22 protein-coding genes are annotated in these 23,448 nt (G+C 64.3%); 10 read left to right on the top strand and 12 right to left on the bottom strand.

Annotation, left to right across the window (positions count from 1 at the left end):
• The first annotated feature begins 161 nt into the window (after nucleotides 1-161).
• A complete protein-coding gene (locus AC15MQ_RS12360) occupies nucleotides 162-1,640 on the top strand; it encodes a DEAD/DEAH box helicase (RefSeq protein WP_483080281.1) in 1,479 nt (492 codons plus the stop codon).
• Here AC15MQ_RS12360 and AC15MQ_RS12355 read toward each other — a convergent pair.
• The 6 genes from AC15MQ_RS12355 to AC15MQ_RS12330 form a co-directional block, all read right to left on the bottom strand.
• Nucleotides 1,614-2,429 (bottom strand): PP2C family protein-serine/threonine phosphatase, encoded by an 816-nt coding sequence (locus AC15MQ_RS12355; RefSeq protein WP_483080280.1) that lies wholly within the window; start codon nucleotides 2,427-2,429, stop codon nucleotides 1,614-1,616. The two genes, AC15MQ_RS12360 and AC15MQ_RS12355, sit on opposite strands and share 27 nt — an antisense overlap.
• Nucleotides 2,430-2,516: 87 nt before the next feature.
• Nucleotides 2,517-2,819: a hypothetical protein gene (locus AC15MQ_RS12350; protein ID WP_287652591.1), complete on the bottom strand. Its 303-nt coding sequence runs from the start codon at nucleotides 2,817-2,819 to the stop codon at nucleotides 2,517-2,519.
• Between the two features lie 38 nt (nucleotides 2,820-2,857).
• Nucleotides 2,858-4,492 carry an acetate--CoA ligase gene (locus tag AC15MQ_RS12345; RefSeq protein WP_483080279.1) on the bottom strand — a complete coding sequence of 545 codons (1,635 nt, stop codon included), beginning with the start codon at nucleotides 4,490-4,492 and terminating at the stop codon, nucleotides 2,858-2,860.
• 20 nt (nucleotides 4,493-4,512) lie between these two features.
• On the bottom strand, nucleotides 4,513-5,766 hold the full coding sequence (glcF, locus tag AC15MQ_RS12340) for a glycolate oxidase subunit GlcF (RefSeq protein WP_287663961.1): 1,254 nt from the start codon (nucleotides 5,764-5,766) through the stop codon (nucleotides 4,513-4,515).
• A 13-nt stretch (nucleotides 5,767-5,779) separates the two neighbouring features.
• A complete protein-coding gene (gene glcE, locus AC15MQ_RS12335; RefSeq protein WP_287652588.1) occupies nucleotides 5,780-6,841 on the bottom strand; it encodes a glycolate oxidase subunit GlcE in 1,062 nt (353 codons plus the stop codon).
• Nucleotides 6,841-8,316, bottom strand: a complete 1,476-nt coding sequence (locus tag AC15MQ_RS12330) for an FAD-linked oxidase C-terminal domain-containing protein (protein WP_483080278.1) — start codon at nucleotides 8,314-8,316, stop codon at nucleotides 6,841-6,843. Before AC15MQ_RS12330 ends, glcE begins: the two co-directional genes overlap by 1 nt.
• Before the next feature lie 403 nt (nucleotides 8,317-8,719).
• Between AC15MQ_RS12330 and AC15MQ_RS12325 the strand changes: the two genes are divergently transcribed.
• Both AC15MQ_RS12325 and AC15MQ_RS12320 read left to right on the top strand, forming a co-directional pair.
• On the top strand, nucleotides 8,720-9,547 hold the full coding sequence (locus tag AC15MQ_RS12325; protein WP_483080277.1) for a hypothetical protein: 828 nt from the start codon (nucleotides 8,720-8,722) through the stop codon (nucleotides 9,545-9,547).
• Nucleotides 9,548-9,606: 59 nt separating this feature from the next.
• Nucleotides 9,607-10,068: a D-Ala-D-Ala carboxypeptidase family metallohydrolase gene (locus AC15MQ_RS12320; RefSeq protein WP_287652585.1), complete on the top strand. Its 462-nt coding sequence runs from the start codon at nucleotides 9,607-9,609 to the stop codon at nucleotides 10,066-10,068.
• A 67-nt stretch (nucleotides 10,069-10,135) separates the two neighbouring features.
• On the opposite strand, the gene AC15MQ_RS12315 is transcribed toward AC15MQ_RS12320, so the two are convergent.
• From AC15MQ_RS12315 to AC15MQ_RS12295, 5 genes are read right to left on the bottom strand one after another with little or no spacing between them, the layout of a single operon-like run.
• On the bottom strand, nucleotides 10,136-10,669 hold the full coding sequence (locus AC15MQ_RS12315; RefSeq protein WP_287663954.1) for a hydrogenase maturation protease: 534 nt from the start codon (nucleotides 10,667-10,669) through the stop codon (nucleotides 10,136-10,138).
• 19 nt (nucleotides 10,670-10,688) lie between these two features.
• Nucleotides 10,689-12,167 carry a Ni/Fe hydrogenase subunit alpha gene (locus tag AC15MQ_RS12310; protein WP_332336929.1) on the bottom strand — a complete coding sequence of 493 codons (1,479 nt, stop codon included), beginning with the start codon at nucleotides 12,165-12,167 and terminating at the stop codon, nucleotides 10,689-10,691.
• Nucleotides 12,168-12,178: 11 nt separating this feature from the next.
• Entirely contained in the window at nucleotides 12,179-12,733 is a 555-nt protein-coding gene (locus tag AC15MQ_RS12305; protein WP_287663952.1) for an NADH-quinone oxidoreductase subunit B family protein, read from the bottom strand.
• A gap of 1 nt (nucleotide 12,734) precedes the next feature.
• The gene (locus AC15MQ_RS12300) at nucleotides 12,735-13,466 is read right to left on the bottom strand and encodes a 2Fe-2S iron-sulfur cluster-binding protein (protein ID WP_287668614.1); all 732 of its coding nucleotides are present in this window, start codon (nucleotides 13,464-13,466) and stop codon (nucleotides 12,735-12,737) included.
• Nucleotides 13,463-15,304, bottom strand: a complete 1,842-nt coding sequence (locus AC15MQ_RS12295) for an NAD(P)H-dependent oxidoreductase subunit E (RefSeq protein ID WP_483080276.1) — start codon at nucleotides 15,302-15,304, stop codon at nucleotides 13,463-13,465. Before AC15MQ_RS12295 ends, AC15MQ_RS12300 begins: the two co-directional genes overlap by 4 nt.
• A gap of 345 nt (nucleotides 15,305-15,649) precedes the next feature.
• Between AC15MQ_RS12295 and AC15MQ_RS12290 the strand changes: the two genes are divergently transcribed.
• The 7 genes from AC15MQ_RS12290 (at nucleotide 15,650) to AC15MQ_RS12260 (ending at nucleotide 23,190) form a co-directional block, all read left to right on the top strand.
• Nucleotides 15,650-17,068: a bifunctional enoyl-CoA hydratase/phosphate acetyltransferase gene (locus AC15MQ_RS12290; RefSeq protein ID WP_287652579.1), complete on the top strand. Its 1,419-nt coding sequence runs from the start codon at nucleotides 15,650-15,652 to the stop codon at nucleotides 17,066-17,068.
• Between the two features lie 384 nt (nucleotides 17,069-17,452).
• On the top strand, nucleotides 17,453-20,386 hold the full coding sequence (locus AC15MQ_RS12285) for an adenosylcobalamin-dependent ribonucleoside-diphosphate reductase (protein ID WP_483080275.1): 2,934 nt from the start codon (nucleotides 17,453-17,455) through the stop codon (nucleotides 20,384-20,386).
• Between the two features lie 411 nt (nucleotides 20,387-20,797).
• Nucleotides 20,798-21,091: a type II toxin-antitoxin system RelE/ParE family toxin gene (locus AC15MQ_RS12280; RefSeq protein ID WP_287652575.1), complete on the top strand. Its 294-nt coding sequence runs from the start codon at nucleotides 20,798-20,800 to the stop codon at nucleotides 21,089-21,091.
• Nucleotides 21,088-21,852 (top strand): hypothetical protein, encoded by a 765-nt coding sequence (locus AC15MQ_RS12275; protein ID WP_483080274.1) that lies wholly within the window; start codon nucleotides 21,088-21,090, stop codon nucleotides 21,850-21,852. Before AC15MQ_RS12280 ends, AC15MQ_RS12275 begins: the two co-directional genes overlap by 4 nt.
• A gap of 92 nt (nucleotides 21,853-21,944) precedes the next feature.
• Complete coding sequence (locus AC15MQ_RS12270; protein ID WP_353739645.1) at nucleotides 21,945-22,391, top strand: GIY-YIG nuclease family protein; 447 nt, start codon at nucleotides 21,945-21,947, stop codon at nucleotides 22,389-22,391.
• 134 nt (nucleotides 22,392-22,525) lie between these two features.
• The gene (locus tag AC15MQ_RS12265; protein ID WP_287652572.1) at nucleotides 22,526-22,768 is read left to right on the top strand and encodes a hypothetical protein; all 243 of its coding nucleotides are present in this window, start codon (nucleotides 22,526-22,528) and stop codon (nucleotides 22,766-22,768) included.
• A complete protein-coding gene (locus AC15MQ_RS12260) occupies nucleotides 22,768-23,190 on the top strand; it encodes a putative toxin-antitoxin system toxin component, PIN family (protein WP_287652571.1) in 423 nt (140 codons plus the stop codon). Before AC15MQ_RS12265 ends, AC15MQ_RS12260 begins: the two co-directional genes overlap by 1 nt.
• Before the next feature lie 23 nt (nucleotides 23,191-23,213).
• Here AC15MQ_RS12260 and AC15MQ_RS12255 read toward each other — a convergent pair whose 3' ends face one another.
• Nucleotides 23,214-23,402 (bottom strand): type II toxin-antitoxin system Phd/YefM family antitoxin, encoded by a 189-nt coding sequence (locus AC15MQ_RS12255; protein WP_483080646.1) that lies wholly within the window; start codon nucleotides 23,400-23,402, stop codon nucleotides 23,214-23,216.
• Between the last annotated feature and the right edge of the window lie 46 nt (nucleotides 23,403-23,448).

Raw genomic sequence — 23,448 nt, 5'->3', positions numbered from 1 at the left:
GCCCGTGCCTGCCTGCCGCGATCGATCAAGGGACTCGGCACCAACGCATCCCCGCTCCGACCCGCGTCTGCCACCGTAAAGCAGGCGGGCAAGGCAGCGCGATCAATGTATAATCATGCACCTTATGAGATTGATTTTTGACCGATTTGAAGGCTTTGCCCATGCGTTTTGATGAACTCGGCCTGGCACCTGAACTGCTGAGAGCCATTGCCGACAAGGGCTACACGGAGCCAACGCCGATCCAGGCACAGGCGATACCGCTCGTTCTCGCCGGCAAGGATCTGATGGGCGGCGCCCAGACGGGCACCGGCAAGACCGCCGCGTTCACGCTGCCGCTGCTGCAGCGCATCCTGGCCTTCGCCAGCCCCAGCCCTTCACCTGCCCGCCACCCGGTACGCGTACTGATGCTGGCGCCGACACGCGAACTGGCGATCCAGGTCCACGAATCGGTGAAGACCTACAGCCGGCACGTACCGATCAGGAGCGCCTGCGTCTTCGGTGGGGTAGACATCAAACCGCAGATGGCCGAGATCCGCTGCGGCGTCGAGGTCCTGGTGGCCACCCCCGGTCGGCTGCTCGACCTCGTCGAACAAAAGTGCCTCAACTTCGGCAGCGTGCAGGCGCTCGTGCTCGACGAGGCGGATCGCATGCTGGACATGGGCTTCGTCCCGGACGTCACGCGCATCATCAACATGCTGCCCCGGCAGCGGCAGAGCCTGCTGTTCTCGGCGACCTTTTCGGAAGAGATCAAGAAACTGGCCGACGGCATGCTGCAGTCGCCGGTACTGATCGAGGTCGCCAAGCGCAACACGGTGTCGGAGACGATCACCCACCGGGTCCATCCGGTGGCCGCCGAGGCCAAGCGTGCGCTGCTGGTGAAACTGCTGAAATCGGCCGACTTCAACCAGGTGCTGGTATTTACGCGCACCAAGATCGAAACCAATAAGCTGGCTCGCGAGTTGCAAAAGGCGGGAATTGCCGCCGACTCGATCCACGGTGACAAGAGCCAGCAGGAACGCCTCAAGGCACTCGAAGCGTTCAAGGAAGGTTCGGTACTGGTGCTGGTCGCGACGGACGTGGCGGCGCGCGGTCTCGACATCGACGAGTTGCCGCATGTGATCAACTTCGAGTTGCCGCGCACGCCCGAAGATTACATCCACCGCATCGGCCGCACCGGTCGTGCCGGCAAGCCCGGAACGGCGATCTCACTGGTTTCGGCGAGCGAAGTCCAGTATCTGGTCGAGATTGAAAAACTGATCCGGATCCAGGTCGAGCAGGTAGCCATCCCCGGCTTCGAGCCGGAATACGACTACTGCTACCCGCCCGGCGACAAACGCAGTCACCACCGCCGGCCGACGGCAGCGCCACCAGCCCTGGCGCCACTGGCGACAGCACCGGGTGAGCGCGCCCCGAGCCGCGCGGCGGCGCGCGAAGGGTCGAACCGGCCGGGCAGCGGCCGACGCCCTTCGCACATTGCCGCCGACGGTTTCGACTTCAGCAAGCCTTACGAAAGCGCGGAACCACATCCAGTGGCGGCGGCAGTCGGCAGCGAGGCCGAAAGGGCATCGGCCCGCAGTGAGCACCCGCACAAACCACGCCGCCTGGTCGCCGCGCTACTTGGCGGTCTCGGGCGCAAGTAGCGTCGTCCTTGCGCCAGGGGTGGCCGCCGGCTCCGGCTGGGACACATTGACCAGCTTCAGGATGGCCACCGAGATGTTGTCGCCGTCGCCATGGCCCATCGAGCGCGCGCGCCCGATCAGCAACTCGGACGCTTCCCGCGCCGAAGACGAGCCGCTGATCACCCAGGCCAGTTCCTGGTCGGTGAAATAGCCCCAGAGACCGTCGGAGCAGAGCAGAAAGGTGTCCCCTGCCTGCAGGCCTTCGGCTTCGCCGAAGGCAATCTTGGGAGCGTCGCCGCCACCCAGCGAGGTCAGCAGAATGTTGCGGTTGGGGTGGACCAGCGCCTGTTCGGGAGTGATCCTGCCTTGCACCACCAGTTGCGCCACATACGAGTGATCGGTGCTGCGGAAGAGCAAGGCATCGCCGCGGAAATGGTAGAAGCGGCTGTCACCGCAGTGTGCCCAGCTCACCCGGCCCGGCTGCAGCAGCAACATCACCACGGTGCTGTGCGGATCCTTCTCGTTGATGAAACGGGAAGCCTTGATCAGCATATGCGCTTCGTTGATGCACGATTCCAGCAGCACGCGCGCCGATTCGGTTCGCGCCGAATAACCCTCGAGGTTGTTGCGCGCGGTGTGGATCACCTGCTGGGCGGCAATGACTCCACCGGTATGGCCGCCCATGCCGTCCGCCAACACCGCCAAAGCCACCCCGCCGCCCCGCGGATGCGGCAGGATGGCGACCCGGTCCTGTTGCTCGCGACGGTCGCCCTGATGCTGGGCAACACAGGCATCAATCGAAATCGGCATGGACAGGCTCTCTCCGCAAACTCGGCAGCAACTTCAGACGTGCCGCAGCAGGCGGTGCCGCCTCCCCCCAGGGCGTCGCATGCCGGTTCAGAGGGTTACCCGCCGTAGTTCGCTCGGGCGCGGCAGGTGATCGCTACGTTGCGGATTGCGCTCGATATACACGCGGTGTGCTGCCACCACCACGGCATGCACCTCCTCGCCACTCAGTTCGGGAAAATTCTCGCGCACGATACGGTACGCCAGAAGTTCCAGCGACTGCCCCCCCCAGCCCTGCCCTGGATCGAAAAACGGCTCGATCATCACGAAAGCGCTGTCGAAAGCGGCCCGCGAGCGCTGGTTCCGACGTCGCTCGTCCGCCAGGCCGGCGGCCTGCTCAAGCTGTTCGCTCATTGCCTACCCCTCATTCCACCTACTGTGCATGCCGTCAGTCATGCTTCGCGTGTGCTCAAGGCGCGCCGCAAGACCTCCCCGCCAGCGCCGAGCGGCAGCGCCGCGGTGAATTCTATCGCTTTCGGCGTTTCGTAGGGCGCCAAATACCGGCCGACATGTCGCTGCAACTCGCGAACCAGTTCCTGCGTCCCGAGCACGCCCGGCCGCAGGACGACGAAAGCTCTGGGCCGCGTGACGCCCAGCTCGTCCGCACTGCCGATCACGGCACAGTTGGCAACGTCGGCGTGCCTGCGCAGACAGGTCTCGATCTCCGACGGGTCGACGCGAGTGCCGGCACTCGCGAAGGTATCGTCGGTCGGCTGCTGGCAGAATAGATTACCCTCTCCATCTAGCGTCGCCGATTCGCCGGTACGCACCCAGCCATCGCCGACGACAGCCTCTGCCGTGGCCTCGGGATCCCGCCAATAGCCGAGCATCGGCAGGGGATCATCCTCAGCATGGTACTGTCGAAACACGGCGAACTCGCCCACCTCGCCCGGCGGCAACGCGTTTCCCTGAGCATCGATCACCGCCACCCGGTGCCCCGGATAGGCTCTGCCCACCGCGCCCGGACTGGCAGGCCATCGCGAAGCCCAGTTGCCGACCAGATCGGGGAGGCCGGCAGGCCCGAAGACACCGTTGATGGCCACACCCATTTTGTCTCTCGCCCAGTGCCACAGCGCTGGATCGACCGGCTCGCCGACACTCGCCAGCGTACGCAGGTCGAGATCGTAGACCGCGCCGGGTTCCGCCACCTGCTGCATCATCCGCTGCAGGAGCGTCGGCCAGAGAACGGCGTTGCGAATACCGTACTTTTCGATCAGGGCAAAGACCTTTGCGGCGTCCAGGCGCCCGTTGTACGCGAGCAGCGGCATGCCGAAATGCCAGGTCGGCAGCAGGGCATCCCAAAAGCCGCCGGCCCACGCGGATTCGCCAGGCGACCAGAGCATGTCCCGCGGTTGCGGAAAGAAGTCATGCGCGCAGACGAACGCACTGAGCTTGCCGAACAGCATGCGGTGCGCCATCAAGGCACCCCGGGTGCCACCGCCGCGGTAGAGGATCATCGCCGGATCGCCGGCCGCGGTGACTGTCGGCGTGTAGCGCGCCGAAGCGTGCTCAAGCACTTCATCCCAGGGGCGGACGCCCGGAGCGGCGGCGCTGCCAACGCCGAGCACGTGCCGCAACAGGGGCAACCTGTGGCGCAGCCCGAGTACTCCGGGCTGCGTCGTCGCATCGACGATGGCCAGGTGGGCGGCGGCATCGCCCAGGCGGTATTCCAGCGGATCCGGCCCCAGGAACGGTGACAGAGGGACGGCCAGCGCGCCCATCTGGCAAATCGCGATCTGCGCGATGGCCGCTTCCGGGCATTGCGGCAAGACGATCGCCACCCGGTCGCCAGGCAGCGTACCCAATGCCGCGAGCACGTTCGAGAGCCGGTTCGCCTGTCGCTGAATGTCCCAGAAGGTGTGCGCCGAGGTGAATCCGCTCTCGTCCTCGTAGTACAGCGCGAAGCGGTGACGTTGCTCGGCCCAGCGGCCGCAGATGTCCACTGCGAGATTGAGCTGCTCCGGGATCTGCCAGCGAAAGCTCCGGCAAAGCTCCTGGTAACTACCCGCCTGACTGTCGAGTTCCATCCTGTCTCCGCATCGGTTGCTCAGGAGGCCGCGCCCAGGCGCTCGTCGATCAGTTCGATCCAGTGCCGCACCGGTACCCTGCTGCCGCTCTGCAGGTGCGTCTGGCACCCGATATTGGCCGTCACCAGCAGTGCCGGCGAACCCGCGCGCATCGCTGCCAGCTTGTTGTCACGCAACTGCGTGGCGAGCACCGGCTGGCTGATCGAGTAAGTCCCCGCCGAGCCGCAGCACAGGTGCGAATCGGCAACCGGCGAGAGCTGGTAACCGGCGGCAGTCAGCAACGCTTCGACGACACCGCGAATCTTCTGCGCGTGCTGCAGGGTGCAGGGCGAGTGAAACGCCACCCGCTGGCCGCTGCCATCACCCTGCCGACGCAGCAACTCGACGAGTTGTTGCTGCTCGGCAGCAAGGACCTCGGAGGCATCGCGCGTCATGGCAGCAATTCGCGCCGCCTTGTCGGCGTACGCCGGATCGTGCCTGAGCAGTTCACCATATTCGCGCACGTGCGCACCGCAGCCCGACGCGGTCATCACGAAGCCCTCGACGGAGCCGCTCTCGACATGCGGCCACCAGGCGTCGATCACCCGCCGCATGTCGTCGAGTGCCTTTTCCTGGGCATTGAGGTGGTAGCGCAGCGCGCCACAACAGCCGGCGCCCGGCACTTCGAACAGTTCGATACCGAGCCGGTCAAGAACACGGGCCGTCGCCGCATTGGTATTCGGGGTCAGGGTCGGCTGCACGCAACCGGCCAGGGCGATCATCCTGCGTGGACGCGCGGCCGGCCGCGGCCACGGTCTGCGCACCCCACCGGCAGCGCTCGGCACCTTGTCGGCCAGGGCGGCCGGCAACAGCGGCCGCAACAGTTGTCCGACACGCACGGCCGGCTTGAAAATCCAGTTGCGCGGCAGCGCTTCACAAAGCAGGTAACGCGTCGCCCGGGCGGCGAGTGATCGCGGTACACGTTGCTCGATGACTGCGCGTCCGATCTCCAGCAGGCGATGATACCTGACGCCTGAAGGACAGCTCGTTTCGCAGGCGCGGCAACTCAGGCAGCGATCGAGATGCAGTTGTGTCCGGGTGGTGACCGCATGCCCTTCGAGCATCTGTTTTATCAGGTAGATGCGGCCGCGCGGCCCGTCGAGTTCATCGCCGAGCAACTGATAGGTCGGACAAGTTGCGGTGCAGAAGCCGCAATGCACGCAACTGCGCAGAATTGCGTCGGCCTCGCGCCCGGCTGGTGTGTCCTTGATGAAATCGGCTAGATTGGTTTGCATGATCGGCGAACTTTCATAGACCGGGATACATCCGGCCGGGGTTGAATACCCCCTGCGGATCGAAGGCCTGCTTCAGATGGCGATGGATGCGCGCCAGCGGCGCGGTCAACGGCTGGAAGACGCCGACCTCCGTCTTCAGGGCATCGTCACCACGAAACAGGGTCGCATGCCCGCCGGCCTTTGCCGCGGCCGCGCGTATCCGCCTGGCGTCGCCACCGCGCAGCCAGCGCTGCGCGCCACCCCATTCGATCAGCGTCTCTCCGAGCGCCTGCGGCGGTGTCACCGACGGCAGCGAAAGCCGCCACAGCGGCGCATCGCCGAGGAAGAACGCCTGCTTCTGCTCGCGCAGCGAATCCCAGAAGGCGTCGGCATCGGCCAGCACCTCGCCGGCGAGCTCGCGCTCTGCGGCAGCGACCGCGGCGGCAGCCCCGGACAGGCGCAGCGTCAGCAGGCCGTCGTGCCACGCCGACGCCGAAATCGGCAACGGCCGGCCACCCCACTGGTTGAGTTTCTGCAGCGCCGCAGCTTCGTCGAGCGCGAAACGCAAGGTTTTCTCGGCCACCGGCAGCGGCAGCACCTTGATCGAGACTTCGAGCACGACACCGAGCGTGCCGAGGCTGCCAGCCAGCAAGCGCGGGACATCGTAGCCGGCGACGTTCTTCATCACCTGCCCGCCGAAGGTGAGCACTTCGCCGCTGCCATTGAGCAGTTTGACGCCGAGCACGAAATCGCGCACCGCACCCACCGCCTGCCGGCGTGGTCCCGACAAACCGCTGGCGAGCATGCCGCCGACCGTCGCCGCCGCTCCGAAATGCGGCGGCTCGAAGACCAGGCCCTGCCCCTTCTCGGCGAGTGTTGCCGCCAGCTCGCGCAGGCCCGTTCCGGCACGCGCGGTCACCACCAGTTCGGTCGGCTCGTAGGCGACGATCCCGCTGTAGGCGGCGACATCGAGCCGCTCGCCGGTCTCCGGACCACCGTAGAAACACTTGCTGCCGCCGCCACGAATCGCCAGCTTGCCGCCCGAGCCGGCCGCAGCGGCAATGCGTGCGCGCCAGTCGTCGATCAGTGTTTCCATCAGAACCTCGGAGCAGTCGGCGCACGCGCCACGCGCGCCTGGATATATTCGCGGCAACGGGCAAGCGTCGGCACGCCCTTGCCGGGATTGAGCAGCCCATGCTCGTCGAAGGCCGCCTTGAGGCGATGAAAGGTTTCGATCTCGGCCATTCCGAACTGTTCGGCCATCAGATTGACCTTCTCGATCCCCACCCCATGCTCGCCGGTGATGGTGCCTCCGAAGCGTACCGACAGTTCCAGGATTTCGGCACCGAAAGCCATCGCCCGTTCGAGCTGTCCGGGCTGATTGGCATCGTACATGATCAGCGGATGCAGATTGCCGTCGCCGGCGTGGAAGACGTTGGCGCAACGCAGATCGTATTTCCCGGAAAGCAAGGTGATCTCCTGGAGCATTTCCGCCAACCGCTTTCTCGGAATGGTGCCGTCCATGCACAGATAGTCCGGGGTCAGCCGACCAACAGCCGGGAACGCCGCCTTGCGTCCGGCCCAGAACTTGAGACGCTCGGCTTCGGTGCGCGAAACGCAATAGGCCGAGGCGCCGCTCCTTTCCAGTACCGCCGTGATGCGCCCGATCTCCTCGGCGACTTCTTCCGGCGTACCGTCCGACTCGCACAGCAGGATCGCTTCGGCGTCCATGTCGTAACCGGCGTTGACGTAGGGCTCGACGGCGTGGATGGCCTTCTTGTCCATCATTTCGAGACCGGCCGGGATGATGCCGGCGGCAATGATCCCGGCGACGGCATCGCCGGCTCGCCGCACGTCGTCGAAAGAGGCGATCACCACCTGCGCCAGTTGCGGCTTGGGCGTCAGCCTGACCGTCACCTCGGTGATCATGGCCAGCAGTCCTTCGGAGCCGTTGAGCAGCGCCAGCAGATCGTAGCCGGCAGCGTCGAGTGCCGCGTTGCCGAACTCGACGATCTCACCCGCCATGGTCAGGCCGCGCACACGCAGGACATTGTGCACGGTCAGGCCATACTTGAGGCAGTGCACACCGCCGGAGTTCTCGGCGACGTTGCCACCGATCGTACAGGCGATCTGCGACGAAGGGTCGGGCGCGTAATACAGCCCGTAGGGCGCCGCCGCCTCGGACACCGCCAGGTTGCGCACCCCCGGCTGTACCACCGCGGTACGCGACAGGGCGTCGATACTGACGATCTTCTTGAGCCTGGCAAGCGACACCACAACGCCGTCGGCATGCGGGGTCGCGCCGCCCGACAGCCCGGTGGCGGCACCGCGCGCCACCACCGGGGCCTTCAGTTCATGGCAGACCTTGAGGATCGCCTGTGCCTGTGACTCGTTCTCGGGAAGGGCGACGAGCAACGGCAACTGGCGATAAGCGGTAAGACCGTCGCAATCATATGGCCGCAGGTCTTCTTCTTCAACCAGCAGGGCCTGCGCCGGCAACACCGCGCGCAAACGCCTGATCAGGGTCGGCCGGTCAACCGCGAAACGCCGATCGGCACTATTGCCTTCCATGCTCATGTGTCCCCCCGAGCGAAAATCTCGTGGCCTCCCTCTTGAGCTCCCCAGGGCGCATGCGCAAGGGTTGTCTGACCATCTGTCCGGAGAATACTACAAAGTGGCACGGCTGCAACGACGGCTGGAATATTCGACGCCAACCCCGCGTTTACCGGCCTGATCAACCCTGCTACCGGCGAAACCTCCAGGCAACGTCGGCAGCCGAGGAGGCACCGGTTCTGCCTCGCCACGATCAGGAAAATTTGTGTGGGCTTGCGCTGGCCGTCGCTTACAATTTTCCGACCGACGCCTCGGCGAGCCGTGGCGAGGTTTGCATCGTTGCTGGCCAGGCGGCCTGCCGCCGCTTGCCACCTGGCAAGCGCACGCTGTTCTCTGCCAATCGATTTTTTCGGGAATCCGTATGCCAAAGAAACTTGCACTGCTTACCCTGCATGGAATGGGCGACACCTCTCCCACTTACTATGTCGAACTCCATGACCTGCTCAAGAAGGCTTTAGGCAACTCGACCTGGAACAGGATCGCCTTCCGGCCCATCTACTACCAGAATGTCCTTCAAGGCAACCAGGCCGAGATTTTCGGCAGGATGCGCGACCAGATCGACTGGATGAAACTGCGGCGGTTTCTGCTCTATGGATTCTCGGACGCAGCCAGCCTGGAGTACCGAAAGGACGTCACCGGCAGTCCCTATTTCGAGACCCAGAAGATCATCCTCCAGACCATGGACAGCGTGTTCGAGGAAGCTGGCCGAAGCGCCGTGCCGGTGATCGTCGTTGCCCAGTCGCTCGGATGCCAGGTCATCTCCAGCTACATCTGGGACGCGCAGCAGCCGCAGCCATCAGCGGGCATCTGGCGTGCGCCGCCGGACGACGGGGTGGCCGCCGGATCCACGCAAGACCAGTTCCGGCGGATGCAGACCTTGCAGCGCCTGTATACGACGGGCTGCAACATTCCCATCTTTGTTTCCGGGCACAAGAACATCCAGGCGATCCAGCGGCCGAACCGGGACTTCCAATGGCACAATCTCTTCGATGAAGACGATGTCCTCGGCTGGCCGCTGCGACCGCTGAGTCCGTCTTACGAAGCACTGGTGGAAGACCTTCCGGTCAACGCCGGCGGCGGCCTGCTCGAGGCGATTGCCACCTCATGGAACCCCTTCAGCCACGAACAGTACTGGCGGGATTCGGAAGTCATCGAGCATCTGGCGAGAACCATCAAGGCGCTCGCCTGACGGTCCCGGCCCTCGCGGACCGCGCGCGCGATTTTCAGCATTCAGAGGAGAAGCGAGAAATGCCCAGGAGCCTGACCGAACACTTTACGCTGGATGAACTGGTCGCCAGCCAAACCGCCACGAGAAGCGGGATCGACAACACGCCGGGAGCAGCGACGCTGCGCAACCTGAAAAGCCTCGCCGAGGTTCTGGAGGAAGTTCGCACGCTGCTCGGCGGCGTGAGCCTGTTGATCAGTAGCGGCTACCGTAGCCCGGCGCTCAACACCGCGGTCGGCGGCTCGGCAAAGAGCGCGCACCTGCTGGGTCTGGCCGCGGACTTTACGGCCCCGAAATTCGGCACTGTCCTGCAAACAGCCAAAAAGATCGCCGCGTCAGGGATCGCCTACGATCAGCTCATCCACGAATACGGCGCGTGGGTGCACATCGGTCTGGCCGCTCCGGGAGTGGCGCCGCGTCGACAGAATCTCTCGATCTTCAAGGGTACCGGCTACCTGCCGGGGATCATCGCCAAGCCCGGGTAAGCGCTCCGACGCGAGTACCGCTCGCTCCGGACGCGTCCCGCGTCCCGGTGCGAAACGAACGGGGTGCTCATTGCGCATCCCTCGCCGACCAGCGCACGAACCCGCCCGGTTCCCCGGTGGCCAGAGCCTGCCAGGCATCAACACGGGGAGTACGGCACAAGGCTTGCAGCAGGGCGAACGCACCCTCGGCGTGGCGGCTCGCGGCGGCGCTCAGGCCTTCCCCGAGTTCGAAGCGCTCGCCGGCAACGCCGAGCACGAAGGTCGGTGGCGCCGGTTGTCCGATGCGCGCCAGTACGGCGAGCACCGCTTCCGGCGATAGCGCATGCGTGCTCGGCGTCGGCGTGGCAAGCGCCTGCACCTGCCGCAGAACCCACGGCGCCGGCGTCCGCTGGCCGGCATCGAGGAACAGTGCCAGGCGCCGCCCGGCGAGGTCGAGGGCGTGCTCGACCTGCCACTGGAAGTCGCCGATCAGTTCGTAGCCGGTGCTCAGACCCTCGCCGGCAAGCCAGTCCTGCAGGCGGTCGAGGAGCATCGGCCCCAGTGCGTCGTCGCCGCGGCTGGGATTGCCGCAGGCCAAAATGACCACCGGCGCGAGCGACACGGGCGGCAGCGCCGGCAAGTCAGGAGGCGCTGCGCATCCGCGCGATCACCTGCCCCGCGGCATCCTGCAGCTCAAGTTGCAGCGGCATCTTGCCGAGCGCGTGCGTGGCGCACGAAAGACAGGGATCGAAGGCGCGGATCGCGACTTCGATGTGGTTGAGCAGGCCTTCGCTGAGCTGGCGACCGTTGAGATAGCGCCGGGCGACGCGCCGGATGGCCTCGTTCATCGGCTGGTTGTTGTGCGTGGTCGAGACGATCAGGTTGCACATCGTCACCAGGTCGTCGTCGTCGACGCGGTAGTGGTGGATCAGTGTGCCGCGCGGCGCTTCGATGACACCGACGCCCTCGTGCCGGCGGGTACCGCTGCAGCTCAGTTCGCTCCCCGAAAGGTCGTCGTCGTGCAGCAGATCCTTGATCGTTTCCGCCGCGTGCAGCATCTCGATCATGCGTGCCCAGTGATAGGCCAGCGGCGCGTGGATCAGGCGACCCTGGCCATGGTCGATGAACTCGCGGCGCTCACCTTCGGCCAGCGGCGTGGCGATCGAGTCGCAGTTCTGCACGCGCGCCAGCGGTCCGACCTTGTACCAACCGTCGCGCGGGCCGAGCGCCGCCAGGAAGGGAAACTTCATGTAGCTCCACGGCTTGACTTCCTCGTGGATCAGTTGCTGGTAATTCTCGACGGCGAAACCGTCGACCAGGATCTTGCCGTCGGCATCGCGAGCGCGCAGGCGGCCATCGTAGAAATCGAGCGCGCCGTCGGCACCGACCAGCGAAAGGATGTTCGAGCGGAAGGTGCCGAAACTGTCGTAGAGCGGCGGATCGGCGGCATGCAGGCGCTTGACGATCTGCACCGCCGCGCGGCTCCAGTCGACAATCTGGTCGATATCGGCCAGCAGGCCGTCGCGCTCGGCGGGGCTCAGGGCGCGATTGACGCCGCCCGGAATCGCGCCGGTGCCATGCACGCGCTTGCCGGCGGTCAGGCGGATCACCTCCTGGCCGAACTTGCGCAACAGCACCCCCTGTTTTGCCACTTCCGGATACGCCGCGGCAACGCCGACGATGTTGCGGCGGCCAGCATCGCTGGCAAAGCCAAAGAGCAGGTCGGGCGACGAGAGATGGAAGAAATGCAGGGCGTGCGACTGCAGGATCTGGCCGTAGTGCATCAGGCGGCGCAGCTTCTCGGCACTCGCCGGCAGTTTCTCGGCGCCGACGACGTGGTCGAGCGCCTTGGCCGCCGCAAGGTGATGCGAGACCGGGCAGATGCCGCACAGCCGTTGCACCATCACCGGCACTTCCCAATACGGGCGGCCCTGGATGAACTTCTCGAAACCACGGAACTCGACGATGTGCAGGCGAACCTGCTGCACCTCGTCGTTGGCGTCGAGCAGCAGCGTGACCTTGCCGTGCCCTTCGACGCGCGACACCGGATCGATGGCCACCCGGCGCAGCGTACCGGCTTCGGCGGCGGCGGTTTCGAGTGCGAAAGCCTCAGATGCCATGGCGGTGTCCCTCAGTCGAAATGCAGCAGCGGATGTCCCAGCCGCGGCGTCCGCCCGTCGAGCAGGTCGGTCAGGAACTTCCAGATGGCGTCGCCGGAAGGCGGACAGCCGGGAATGAAGTAATCGATGCGCACGATCTCATGGATCGGGTGCACCTTGTCGAGCGGCAGCGGCAGTTCGGGATCGTTGGGGATCTGCCCGCTGACGATACCCGGCCAGGTCAGATAGACCTCCTGCAGGCACTGCCCGAGGCTGAGGTGGTTGCGTTGCGCCGGCAGCCCGCCATTCACCGCACAGGCGCCGATGGCGATCAGCACCTTGCACTGGCGGCGGAACTCCTGCAGCACGTGGATGTTCTCGGCGTTGCAGATGCCGCCTTCGATCAGGCCGATGTCGCAGGCGCCGCATTCCTTGATGTCGGTCAGCGGCGAGCGGTCGAAGTCGACCCGCTCGACCAGATCGAGCAGCCGTTCGTCGATGTCGAGAAACGCCATGTGGCAACCGAAGCAGCCGGCCAGTGAAGTCGTCGCCAGACGCAGCTTGCGGTTCTGAACCACAGCCTCCATCTCAGATCTCCTCTTCAGTGGTCGTGCGGTGCGCGAGACGCTCGACCTGCATGCCGATCGGATCGACGTCGTAGCGCCGCTGGCCGATCGGCACCGCGAAGCCCTTGCGTTTTTCGAGGATCACCCCGACCGGGCAGACGTGCGCCGCCTTGTCGGTCAGCGAAAAATCGGTATCGGCCAGGCGTCCGGACTCGGCATTGACGATCAGGTGCTTGGTGATCCCTCGCCCCGAGAGCGAGAAGACGTGCTTGCCATCGACGTCGCGGCTGGCGCGCACGCACAGTTCGCAGAGAATGCAGCGATTGAAGTCGAGCAACACCTGCGGGTGCGAGGCATCGAGCGGTCGATTGGGGTAGAACTGATTGAAATGCGGCGACAGCATTTCGAGTTCGTAGGCCAGCGCCTGCAGCATGCAATTGCCGCTCTTTTCACAGGACGGGCAGAAGTGATTGCCCTCGACGAACAGCATCTGCAGCATCGTCCGGCGCTTGTCGTTGAGATCCGGCGAGTTGTTCTCCACCTCCATGCCGTCCCTGGCCGGCATCGTGCACGCCGAAACGTAGCGTCCACTGGCCTTCACCGTGCACAGCTTGCAACTGCCCTGCGGCTTGAACTCCGGATGGTGGCAGAGGTGCGGGATGAAAATCTCGGCAGCCATCGCCGCATCCATGATCGTCTGCCCCTCCTCGAAGGGCACCGGCAGCCCGTCGAGCAGAATGCTCTGCTGTGTCATGTGGTCACTCCCGGAACCCTGGCGGCCAGGCCGAAGTGGGCCGCGGGGTCGTCGCGCCCGGTCATCTGGCGCGCTGCCGCCAGGGCCTGGTCAAGATCGAAGGCGGGCTCGAAATCGAGCGAGCGCAGGCGTCGCTCATAAGCCGGACGAAACTTGTTCAACGTATCGAACAAGGGGTTGCACGCCGACTGGCCGAGCCCGCAGTGGCTGGCGACGTGCAACAGGCGATGGATCTTGAAAATCTCGTTGATGTCGTACTGCGAACCATGACCGTCGGCGATCTTGTCCATGCAGTTGGCGACCAGGGAAGTGCCGACCCGGCAGGGCGTGCAGAAACCGCAGCTCTCGTGCGCGAAGAAGTGGGCGAAATTGCGCGCCACTTCGAACATGTCGCGATGCGCGCCGAAGACCATGAACGCGCCGGCGGTCGGCACGTCCTCGAAAGCCACGTGGCGAGAGAACTCGTGCATCCCGAGGCAGGTGCCGGAAGGGCCGCTGATCTGCACCGCCTGCGCATTGCCGGCGCCGCATTCGTTGAGCACCTGCGCCACCGAGACGCCGAAGGGATAATCGTAGATGCCCGGCATCTCGACGTCCCCCGAGATCGACAGCAGCTTGGTGCCGGTCGACTGCTTGGTGCCGAGACCGGCGAACCAGGCGCCGCCATTGACCGCGATCAGCGCCGCCTTGCACAGCGTTTCGACATTGTTCACCACCGTCGGTTGACCGCGATAGCCCACGGTGACCGGGAAAGGCGGACGAATCCGCGGCACGCCGCGCTTGCCCTCGAGCGATTCGAGCAGCGCCGATTCCTCGCCACAGACATAGGCACCGGCACCGACATGGATCTCGATGTCGAAGCACACGCCGTCCTGGCCGCACAGCGCCGTTCCCAGCAGACCGTCGCGGCGGCGACGGGCGAGGTTTTCGCGCAGCGCCGGCAACAGGTAGGCGTATTCGCCGCGCAGGTAGAGCAGCCCCCTGGTCGCACCGATGGTGAAACCGGCGACACTCATGCCATCGAACAGCAGGTCGGTGTAGCTCGAAAGCAGCACGCGATCCTTGAAGGTCCCCGGTTCGCCTTCGTCGGCGTTGCACACGATGTAGCGCTCGGGCGGCTCGCCGCGGCAGGGCGCGCGCCGTGCCGACTCCCACTTGATGTAGGTGGTGAAACCGGCGCCGCCGCGCCCGCGCAGGTTCGAGGTCCTCATTTCCGCGAGCATCGCCTCGGGTCCGCGCGCCAGCGCGGCCCTGAGGGCTTCTCCGGCCGGCCAGCAGGTATTGAGCAGGGCATCGCGGCGGCGGATGTTGTCCTCGATCCGGAAATACTCGCGCGGCCAGTCGTCCAGCGGCAGCTCCGCCCGGATCATTTCGCTGATGCGGTCGATGCGCTCGGCCGACATGCGGGTCATCGCCCGGCCGTTGACCAGCAGCGCCGGCCCCTGGTCACACAGGCCCGTGCAGGAAGTCGTGTCGACGCTGACCAGCCCGTCCTCGGAAACCTTGCCGCGCTCGATCCACAGCCGGTTGCACAGGCGATCCATCAACTCGACGCTGCCCAGCATGTGGTCGGTGATGTTGTCCGAGAAGAGCACGCGATAGCGACCGACCGGCTGCAGGTGGAGAAACGAGTAAAAACCGGCGACCCCCTCGACGCGCGCGCGCGGCAACCCGACCGCCCTGGCGATCGCGGTCAGCGCCGCCGCCGGCAAATATCCCAGCGCTTCCTGCGCCTCGCGCAGAATCTGCACCAGCATTCCCGGGTCACCGCCGTGACCGTCGATGATCGGCTGCAACAACTCGCCCAGCCGTTCTGCCCCAACGCATTCGTCCGTCACGCCAGTCTCCCGAAAACCGCAGCCGTTCCCGATACCTTGCTGCAGCCTACTGCTTCGGCGATGGCGGGTACTGATGTACGTCAACAAAAGTGCCGATTGAGCGGTTCCCGGACAGACGCGCAGCGGCGGAGCAAACTCCCGCAGATCACCATTTCATTTCGTGCTGCATTGCAGCATAATAATGTCTGACCGTGTGTCACCGTCAGGCCCGTCATGCGCCACGCAGCGGCCGGCCGGACGGATCGCCGACAGGCGAGGCAGCACGCGGACCCGATGGCGGTGGCGGGTAGTCCCGATTCCGACCGCGTTCCGATCACTCTGGTGAGCGTCAACAGGAGCACCATCATGCACTTTGAGACACCTCTCGAATATCTCGAAAGTCGAACCTACGACGAAATCAACGTCGGCGACAGTTCGTCGCTGGTGCGCACGCTGCGCCCGGAGGACGTCAAGCTTTTCGCGCTGATGTCCGGCGACATGAATCCCGCGCTGGCGAGTACCGAGTTCAGGCACAGCGGCCTGTTCCAGGACTTCATCGCGCACGGCATGTGGACCGCCTCACTGATGTCGACCACCCTCGGCACGCAGTTCCCGGGACCGGGGACCGTCCTGATCGAGTCGATGGTGCATTTCTCCCGACCGGTCACGATCGGCGACACGATCACCGTGACGGTGACGGTCAAGCAGAAGTTCAGCCACAACCAGCACATCATTCTCGACTGCGCCTGCGTCAACCAGGACCAGTTGCTGGTGGTCTCGGGCAGTGCCGAGGTGCTGGCGCCCCGCGAAAAGATCAGAACCAAGCGGACCGTCATGCCGGAAATCACCATCTCCGACAAATACGCGCGCCTGCAAGTCCTGGTCAAACGTGCCGAAGGCCTGGCGCCGATCGACATGGCCGTGGTGCATCCCTGCGACCGCGAATCGCTGCGCGGCGCCCTGCTCGCCGCCGAGGCCAACCTGATCGACCCGATCCTGATCGGCCCGGAACAGAAGATTCGCTCGGTCGCCGAAGAGAACGGCTTCGACCTCGGGCGACACCGCATCGTGAACGTCCGGCACAGCCACGAGGCGGCGGCCATGGCGGTGACCCTGATCCGCAGCAACGACGCCGAAGCCCTGATGAAAGGCAGCCTGCACACCGACGAACTGATGGCCGAGGTCATCGCCAGCGGCACCGGCCTGCGCACCGAGCGTCGCATCAGCCATGTCTTCCTGATGGACGTGCCGACCTACCCGCGCCCGGTGATGATTACCGACGCGGCGGTCAACATCCTGCCGACGCTGCTGGAGAAGGTGCACATCATCCAGAACGCGATCGATCTGGCGCACATCATCGGCAACCCCGAACCCAAGGTCGCGATCCTCTCGGCAGTCGAAACCGTCAATCCCAAGATCCAGTCGACCATCGACGCCGCCGCCTTGTGCAAGATGGCCGACCGCGGCCAGATCAAGGGCGGCATGCTCGACGGGCCGCTGGCTTTCGACAACGCCGTCTCGCTGGTCGCCGCCAAGACCAAGGGCATCAGCTCGGCCGTCGCCGGACGTGCCGACATCCTCGTCGTGCCCGACCTCGAATCCGGCAACATGCTCGCCAAGCAGCTCGAGTATCTCGGCAACGCGCTCAGTGCCGGCATCGTCCTCGGCGCGCGCGTGCCGATCGTCCTGACCAGCCGCGCCGACACCGCCGAAACACGCATCGCCTCCTGCGTCATCGCCGCGCTGATCGCGCACGCCGCGCGCGAACGGCAGCCGGCGAGCTGATCCGGCAGACGGCTCGCGGCGGCAGCGATCGCGAGCCGTACCCCGGCGCAGGCGGGTCCCCAGAAGACGGCGCACGCCTGCCGGACGCGCGCCCCTCGCCGCACCCGCAGGCGAACCGGAAAAAAGATTTCGCTTCTCAAATGCGCCGCAAGACCGTGATTTCACGGCTTTTCCAGCCCCCCGCGACCGGCGCTGTGGATAACTACATCTAGTTATCCTGTTGCCTTGCACCACTACCTGTAGTAGCTTTGCGTCTGTTACGCCATGCCAGCCGCGGCCCTGCCGCGGCCCGATACGCATGCCTGCCGCGGCGATCCGCGGCCCGGCAGCGCGGATGCCGGCGCCGCCCGCTTCGACCATCATTCATCCATCGAGGGACAGACCATGAGCCAGCTTGTACACCAGTTACCCCTGTCGGCGGTTGCCGAGGCGCCGGCGATCCAGCCGCTCGCCGAACAGGAAATCGCCGCCGAGGTCCTGGTCGAAAAATACGCCAAGGGCAATGAAACCTCGGTGCATGACGTGCGCCGTCGTGTCGCACGCGCGCTCGCCGCCAACGAAGACGAGAAGCAGCGCGCGCACTGGGAAGCGCGCTTTCTCTGGGCGCAGGAAAACGGCTTCGTGCCCGCCGGGCGCATCAACTCGGCGGCCGGCACGACGCTCGCGGCGACGCTGATCAACTGCTTCGTGCAGCCGATCGGCGATTCGGTGGTCGAGATCGTCGACGGCAAGCCGGGCATCTACAGCGCCCTCGCCGAGGCCGCCGAAACCATGCGCCGCGGCGGCGGCGTCGGCTACGACTTCTCGTCGATCCGGCCGATCGGCGCGCTGGTCAAGGGCACGCAGTCGCGCGCTTCCGGGCCGGTGTCGTACATGCGCGTCTTCGACCGTTCGTGCGAAACCGTCGAATCGGCCGGCGCCCGGCGTGGCGCGCAGATGGGCGTGCTGCGCTGCGACCATCCGGACATCGAAGTCTTCATCCACGCCAAGGACCACGGCGACCTCTCCAACTTCAACGTCTCGATCGCCGTTACCGACGCGTTCATGGCCGCCGTCGAGGCCGACGCCGAGGTCGAACTCACGCACCGCGCCGAACCCAACAGCGACATGAAGCGCGCCGGCGCCTTCCAGCGTGAAGACGGCGTCTGGGTTTACCGCCGCGTGCAGGCGCGCGACCTCTGGGACCAGGTGATGAAATCCACCTACGACCACGCCGAGCCGGGCATCCTCTTCCTCGACCGCATGAACAAGGACAACAACCTCTACTACTGCGAAGTCATCGAGGCCACCAACCCCTGCGCCGAACAGCCGCTGCCGCCCTACGGCTGCTGCTGCCTGGGCTCGATCAACCTGACGCTGTTCGTCAAGGACGCCTTCAGCCCCCTCGCCGAGTTCGACTTCGCGACTTTCGCCGAAGTGATCCGCATCTCGACGCGCATGCTCGACAATGTCCTCGACGTCACCGCCTGGCCGCTCGAACGGCAACGCGCCGAAGCCGCCAACAAGCGCCGCGTCGGGCTGGGCTTCACCGGCCTCGGCGACACCCTGTGCATGCTGCGCCTGCGTTACGACCGCCCAGAGGCGACCGCGATGGGCGCGCGCCTCTCCGAATTCATGCGCGACACCGCCTACCTCGCGTCGGTCGAGCTGGCGCAGGAGCGCGGCGCCTTCCCGCTGTTCAACGCCGAGCTGTACCTCTCGGGCGGCAATTTCGCCTCGCGCCTGCCGGCCGAGATCAAGTCCGAGATCCGCCGGCACGGCCTGCGCAACTCGCACCTGCTGTCGATCGCGCCGACCGGCACGATCTCGCTGGCCTTCGCCGACAACGCCTCGAACGGCATCGAACCGCCGTTCTCGTGGACCTACAACCGCAAGAAGCGCATGGCCGACGGCACGCTCAAGGAATACGCCGTCGAGGACTACGCCTGGCGCCTCTACAAGCACCGCGGCGGCGACGTCGAGAAGCTGCCCGACTACTTCGTCACCGCCCTCGAAATCTCCGCCCAGGCGCACAAGGACATGGTCGCCGCCGTCGCCCCGTACATCGACACCTCGATCTCGAAGACGGTGAATGTGCCCGCCGACTACCCCTATGAAGAATTCCAGGATCTCTACATGAGCGCCTGGAAATCCGGGCTCAAGGGCCTCGCCACCTACCGCCCGAACAGCGTCCTCGGCTCGGTGCTCTCGGTCGATTCATCGTCCGGGTCGCCGTCCGGATCACAAACCGGGTCACAATCCGTTTCGCAGAAACAGGCCGAAGACCGCAAGCAGCCGCAGGATTTCGAGACCGGTGACGCCAACCGTCGCCTGACGATCAAGAACCTGCCGGCGCCGGTGCTCGCCAGCCTGCGCTGGCCGAACCGGCCCAACCTCGCGGAGGGCAACATGGCCTGGACCTACATGATCGAGCACACGCACGGCAAGTTCGCGCTATTCGTCGGCCAGGTCGACCAGGAAGGCCGCTGCTGGCCGTTCGAAGCCTGGGTCAATGGACCCGAGCAGCCGCGCGGCCTCGGCGCCGTCGCCAAGACGCTGTCGATGGACATGCGCGCCAACGACCACGGCTGGCTGGCGCTCAAACTCGAATCGCTGGCCAAGACCGCCGGCGACGAAGGCTTCGAGATGCCCTTCCCGCCGCACGGCGAAAGAAAGCGCATGCCCTCGGTGGTCGCCGCGATGGCGCAACTGATCCAGTTCCGCGTCGAACGCATCGGCGCCTTCGCCAACGCCGGCCCGACGCCGGTACTCGACGCCATGTTCAGCCGCAAGGAACCGAAGACCGGCACCGACGGCACGCTGTCCTGGACCGTCGATGTCTTCAACCCGGCCACCGGCGAAGACTTCGTCCTCGGCCTCAAGGAAATCACCCTGCCCGACGGCGTCACCCGCCCCTACTCGGTGTGGCTCTCCGGCAACTACCCGCGCGCCCTCGACGGCCTGACCAAGCTGCTGTCGCTCGACATGCGCGTCCTCGACCCGGCGTGGATCGGCATGAAGCTCAGGAAGCTGCTCGACTACCCCGAACCGCTCGGCGACTTCATGGCCTTCATCCCCGGTACCCGCCGCCAGACCAACTACCCCTCGACCGTCGCCTACCTCGCGCAACTGATCATCCACCGCTACGCGATGCTCGGCATCCTCGACGAGAAAGGCCTGCCGCTGCAGCAGATGGGCATCCTGCAGACGCCGGCCGGCAGCACTGCGGCGCAGCCGACGGCCGGGAAGCTGTGTGGCGAGTGCGGGAACCTGACGATGATTCGCAAGGATGGGTGCGATTTCTGTACGGCTTGTGGGGCGGTGGGGAGTTGTGGGTAACGTCCGACCCCGTCACGGAGCAGCCAGCCTCAATTGTGGCTGATCCTGTTCGCGAGCGCGGAGTTTGCGCTCGTTTGCCCGGTAGGCACGGACTGCCTGTTGGCAGTCCCATCTTGTTGGTTGCTCCCGGCTGGATGCCGCGCTAGACTTTGTCCATCAACCCATGGAGATCCCCGATGTCGGCCACTCTGACTATTAAACCTGACCTGAAGGTAAAGCTGGAGAAACTCGCGAATGTCATGCAACGGACCAATCCGAACTGGCCAACGAAGCCATCGGGCTGTACGTGGAGCGCGAAACGCTGATGCTGGAAAAAATCCGGAACGGCTTGGCGCAGGCCGAACGTGGGGAGTTCGTACCGGACGGTGGGATGGACGCGTTTTTTGCGGAGCACACGTCCATCGTCGAACCGTGAGGGTTCGCTACACCCCCCAAGCGAAGTGCGACCTTGCAGAAATCTTCCCTTACATCGCCCAAGACAATCCTGCCGCAGCGCGACGGGTCCTGGCAGCAATCCGTAGAGACATCATGCTGGTATCCGACAATCCTGGAATCGGTTGGCCCGGACGCATTGTCGGAACCAGAGAACTTGTCACTTTCCAGTTGCCGTATATCGCGGCATATCGGCAACAAAGCGGGGTCATCGATGTGCTGGCGGTTCTTCATACCGCGCGCGACTGGCCGAAAGCAGAACGAATACTATGATTGGATCTAGAAGCCGTTATTCGCTTGCGCAGTTTCTTGAACTACACGAGAGGGATTTGGTCGTGACACTAGTGAGCAAGCACGGCATAAGCCTTTCTTTTGAAGAAAAAAGCCTGCTCGCTGAGCTTACTGGATGTGTACGCTCCGCGAGCGATGAGAAGTTGCTGTCTCTTGTCGAAGAAATCGCTCGAACTGCTGGAGACCTTCGCGCTCGTGTAATCCCAAAGTACAGACACGACGAGCGATTTTCCGACTTGTGCCGTTGTTTACAACTCGATGGGTATATTGTTGAAGGTAAAAACCTTACGCAAGCTGATCCATCAATCAGTGATGCCCCAGCTCTTGATGATGACCTTCTTCAAGAACTAAAATCGTCCGGCTTGTTTGATGCGGATGAGATTGCGGAAAGGATCAACGCATCATCTGAATCATTTCGGTCGTCACCTCCAAATTACAACGCCTGCCTTAATGACATTCGCGTTGCTCTCGAAACCCTGGTTCGCGCAATTGCCGCTACTCGACAATCGGCTGATTCCCCGTCCTACGAGCAAACCAAGTGGGGTTCTGTGATCGCTTTCTTGAAGGCGGTCAGGTTCATTACCCAAGAGGAGGAAAAGGGCCTCGCGGGCGTATACGGCTTCGTTAGCCCTGGGTCACATCGGCCTGTGGGCCTCTCCGAAGAACAAATGACTCGCCTCGGCCGATCACTTGCGCTTGGCATGTGCTGGTTCTTGGTCAAGAGCTACCGAGCTACACCGTGAGGCAACGCCCAACTCATCATTCCCCCGGACGCCGCGCGATAAAGCCGCGCAGCACCACTGAATTCAAACGTTACGCACAAGAGAACGCTCCTATGGCAAAGGGCTTTGTCTACGTTTTCAGCAACGCAGCTCTGGCAGGCCTCGTGAAGATAGGGTACTCGGTAAAGGTTCCCGAAGCGCGAGCCTGCGAGCTCCAATCGACCAGCATACCAGGCCCATTTGTTGTTGAGTACTACTGCCTTGTGGATGACGCACCCACTCTCGAAGCCTCAGTACATGATGCTCTCGTGGCGGCGAGATACCGCCCTGACCGAGAATTCTTCAGGGTATCTGTTGAAGAAGCCATCCGCACTATTGAAACATTAGCCATAGATCGAGAGCATTCATGGCGGCGTACACCACCACGGCGTACACCACCAGTTCCACCTATAGTAGAAATCGCTCCCGTACGTCCCTCGTCAGTCGAGTGCAGCGGCTGCGGTGCTCGCTACGTCTCAGCAACACACTGTCCAAAATGCAGGATCAAACTAAAGTGGTAGGCTCTTTATGCGTTTCGCAAACGAAAATCGGGGACCACGGCTTTTGGGAGGAAACGAAAAACCCATGGTCTGTCCGTTTGCAGTAACAGCAGCACGGCCTCGCGGCGTCGGGGTCGGATCACAGGAGGTGACGCATGACCAGCATTGAAATCCAGTTGCCCGACAAGTTGGTGCAGGACGCGCAAGCCGCGGGCTTGCTCACACCCGAGGCTATAGAGAGGTTGCTCCTCGAGCAGTTGAGGAAACAGGCTGGCGAGGCTTTGCGGGAGATGTGGGCACGCATGCCACGCGAGGAACTGACGCCGGAGATCGCACAGATGATCAATGAAGAGGTGCAGGCCGTGCGCCACGAACGGCGCAAGCCGACTGCCGCTTGATGCGCTGGGTGCTCGATACCAATGTGGTCATCGCTGCTCTTCTGTGGACCGGGCATCCGAACCGCCTGCTCGATCTGGCCATCGACGGAAAAGTTACGCTCTACAGTAGCCCGACATTGATCGACGAGTTGGCGCAGACATTGCGCTATCCGAAGTTCTCGCGGCGCATCGAACAGTTCGGCACCACACCATCAGCACTGACTGTTCGCTACAGCGCCCTGGTGACGTTGATGTCGCCCACCCAGGTGCCCCGCGTGGTTGAAGACGATGCCGATGATGATCATGTGCTCGCTTGCGCCCTCGCTTGCCAGGCCAAGCTGATCGTCTCCGGGGACAAACATCTGCTTACCCTGGGAGGACAGTACCAAGGCATGCCCATCGTTACGCCAGATCAGGCCGTCCGGTTGATCGGCAGCAGGTAGGGGCCACAATCTGAAATACAGATTCAAAGGCTCTCCTCGCGCGTTTCCCGCAGTAGATCTGCACTCGGCTTACGCCACCGGTGCATCCTCGCTCCGAAATCGGCGAGTGATTTGACGACTTTCTTTGGCTTCTCAACTTGACTGAGCCGGGCAACCAGCCGCCCACGCCTGGTGATCACCACATCTTCCCCCGTTTCAATCTGAGCGAGCACGTCGCTGAGGCGGGCCTTGGCGTCTGCCAATGTTACAGTAAAGAAG

It is taken from the genome of Candidatus Accumulibacter propinquus (genome assembly GCF_056856495.1).
The sequence above is the reverse complement of the archived record's forward strand: the minus strand, read 5'-3'. Positions and strand labels throughout refer to the sequence as shown.

Coding starts and splice junctions, on each gene's coding strand:
- AC15MQ_RS12345 (WP_483080279.1), bottom strand. CDS start 4,492: ATGGAACTCGACAGTCAGGCGGGTAGTTACCAGGAGCTTTGCCGGAGC.
- AC15MQ_RS12320 (WP_287652585.1), top strand. CDS start 9,607: ATGCCCAGGAGCCTGACCGAACACTTTACGCTGGATGAACTGGTCGCC.
- AC15MQ_RS12270 (WP_353739645.1), top strand. CDS start 21,945: ATGGCAAAGGGCTTTGTCTACGTTTTCAGCAACGCAGCTCTGGCAGGC.
- glcE (WP_287652588.1), bottom strand. CDS start 6,841: ATGGAAACACTGATCGACGACTGGCGCGCACGCATTGCCGCTGCGGCC.
- glcF (WP_287663961.1), bottom strand. CDS start 5,766: ATGCAAACCAATCTAGCCGATTTCATCAAGGACACACCAGCCGGGCGC.
- AC15MQ_RS12310 (WP_332336929.1), bottom strand. CDS start 12,167: ATGGCATCTGAGGCTTTCGCACTCGAAACCGCCGCCGCCGAAGCCGGT.
- AC15MQ_RS12275 (WP_483080274.1), top strand. CDS start 21,088: ATGATTGGATCTAGAAGCCGTTATTCGCTTGCGCAGTTTCTTGAACTA.
- AC15MQ_RS12260 (WP_287652571.1), top strand. CDS start 22,768: ATGCGCTGGGTGCTCGATACCAATGTGGTCATCGCTGCTCTTCTGTGG.
- AC15MQ_RS12300 (WP_287668614.1), bottom strand. CDS start 13,466: ATGACACAGCAGAGCATTCTGCTCGACGGGCTGCCGGTGCCCTTCGAG.
- AC15MQ_RS12305 (WP_287663952.1), bottom strand. CDS start 12,733: ATGGAGGCTGTGGTTCAGAACCGCAAGCTGCGTCTGGCGACGACTTCA.
- AC15MQ_RS12355 (WP_483080280.1), bottom strand. CDS start 2,429: ATGCCGATTTCGATTGATGCCTGTGTTGCCCAGCATCAGGGCGACCGT.
- AC15MQ_RS12330 (WP_483080278.1), bottom strand. CDS start 8,316: ATGGAAGGCAATAGTGCCGATCGGCGTTTCGCGGTTGACCGGCCGACC.
- AC15MQ_RS12285 (WP_483080275.1), top strand. CDS start 17,453: ATGAGCCAGCTTGTACACCAGTTACCCCTGTCGGCGGTTGCCGAGGCG.
- AC15MQ_RS12265 (WP_287652572.1), top strand. CDS start 22,526: ATGACCAGCATTGAAATCCAGTTGCCCGACAAGTTGGTGCAGGACGCG.
- AC15MQ_RS12350 (WP_287652591.1), bottom strand. CDS start 2,819: ATGAGCGAACAGCTTGAGCAGGCCGCCGGCCTGGCGGACGAGCGACGT.
- AC15MQ_RS12325 (WP_483080277.1), top strand. CDS start 8,720: ATGCCAAAGAAACTTGCACTGCTTACCCTGCATGGAATGGGCGACACC.
- AC15MQ_RS12290 (WP_287652579.1), top strand. CDS start 15,650: ATGCACTTTGAGACACCTCTCGAATATCTCGAAAGTCGAACCTACGAC.
- AC15MQ_RS12360 (WP_483080281.1), top strand. CDS start 162: ATGCGTTTTGATGAACTCGGCCTGGCACCTGAACTGCTGAGAGCCATT.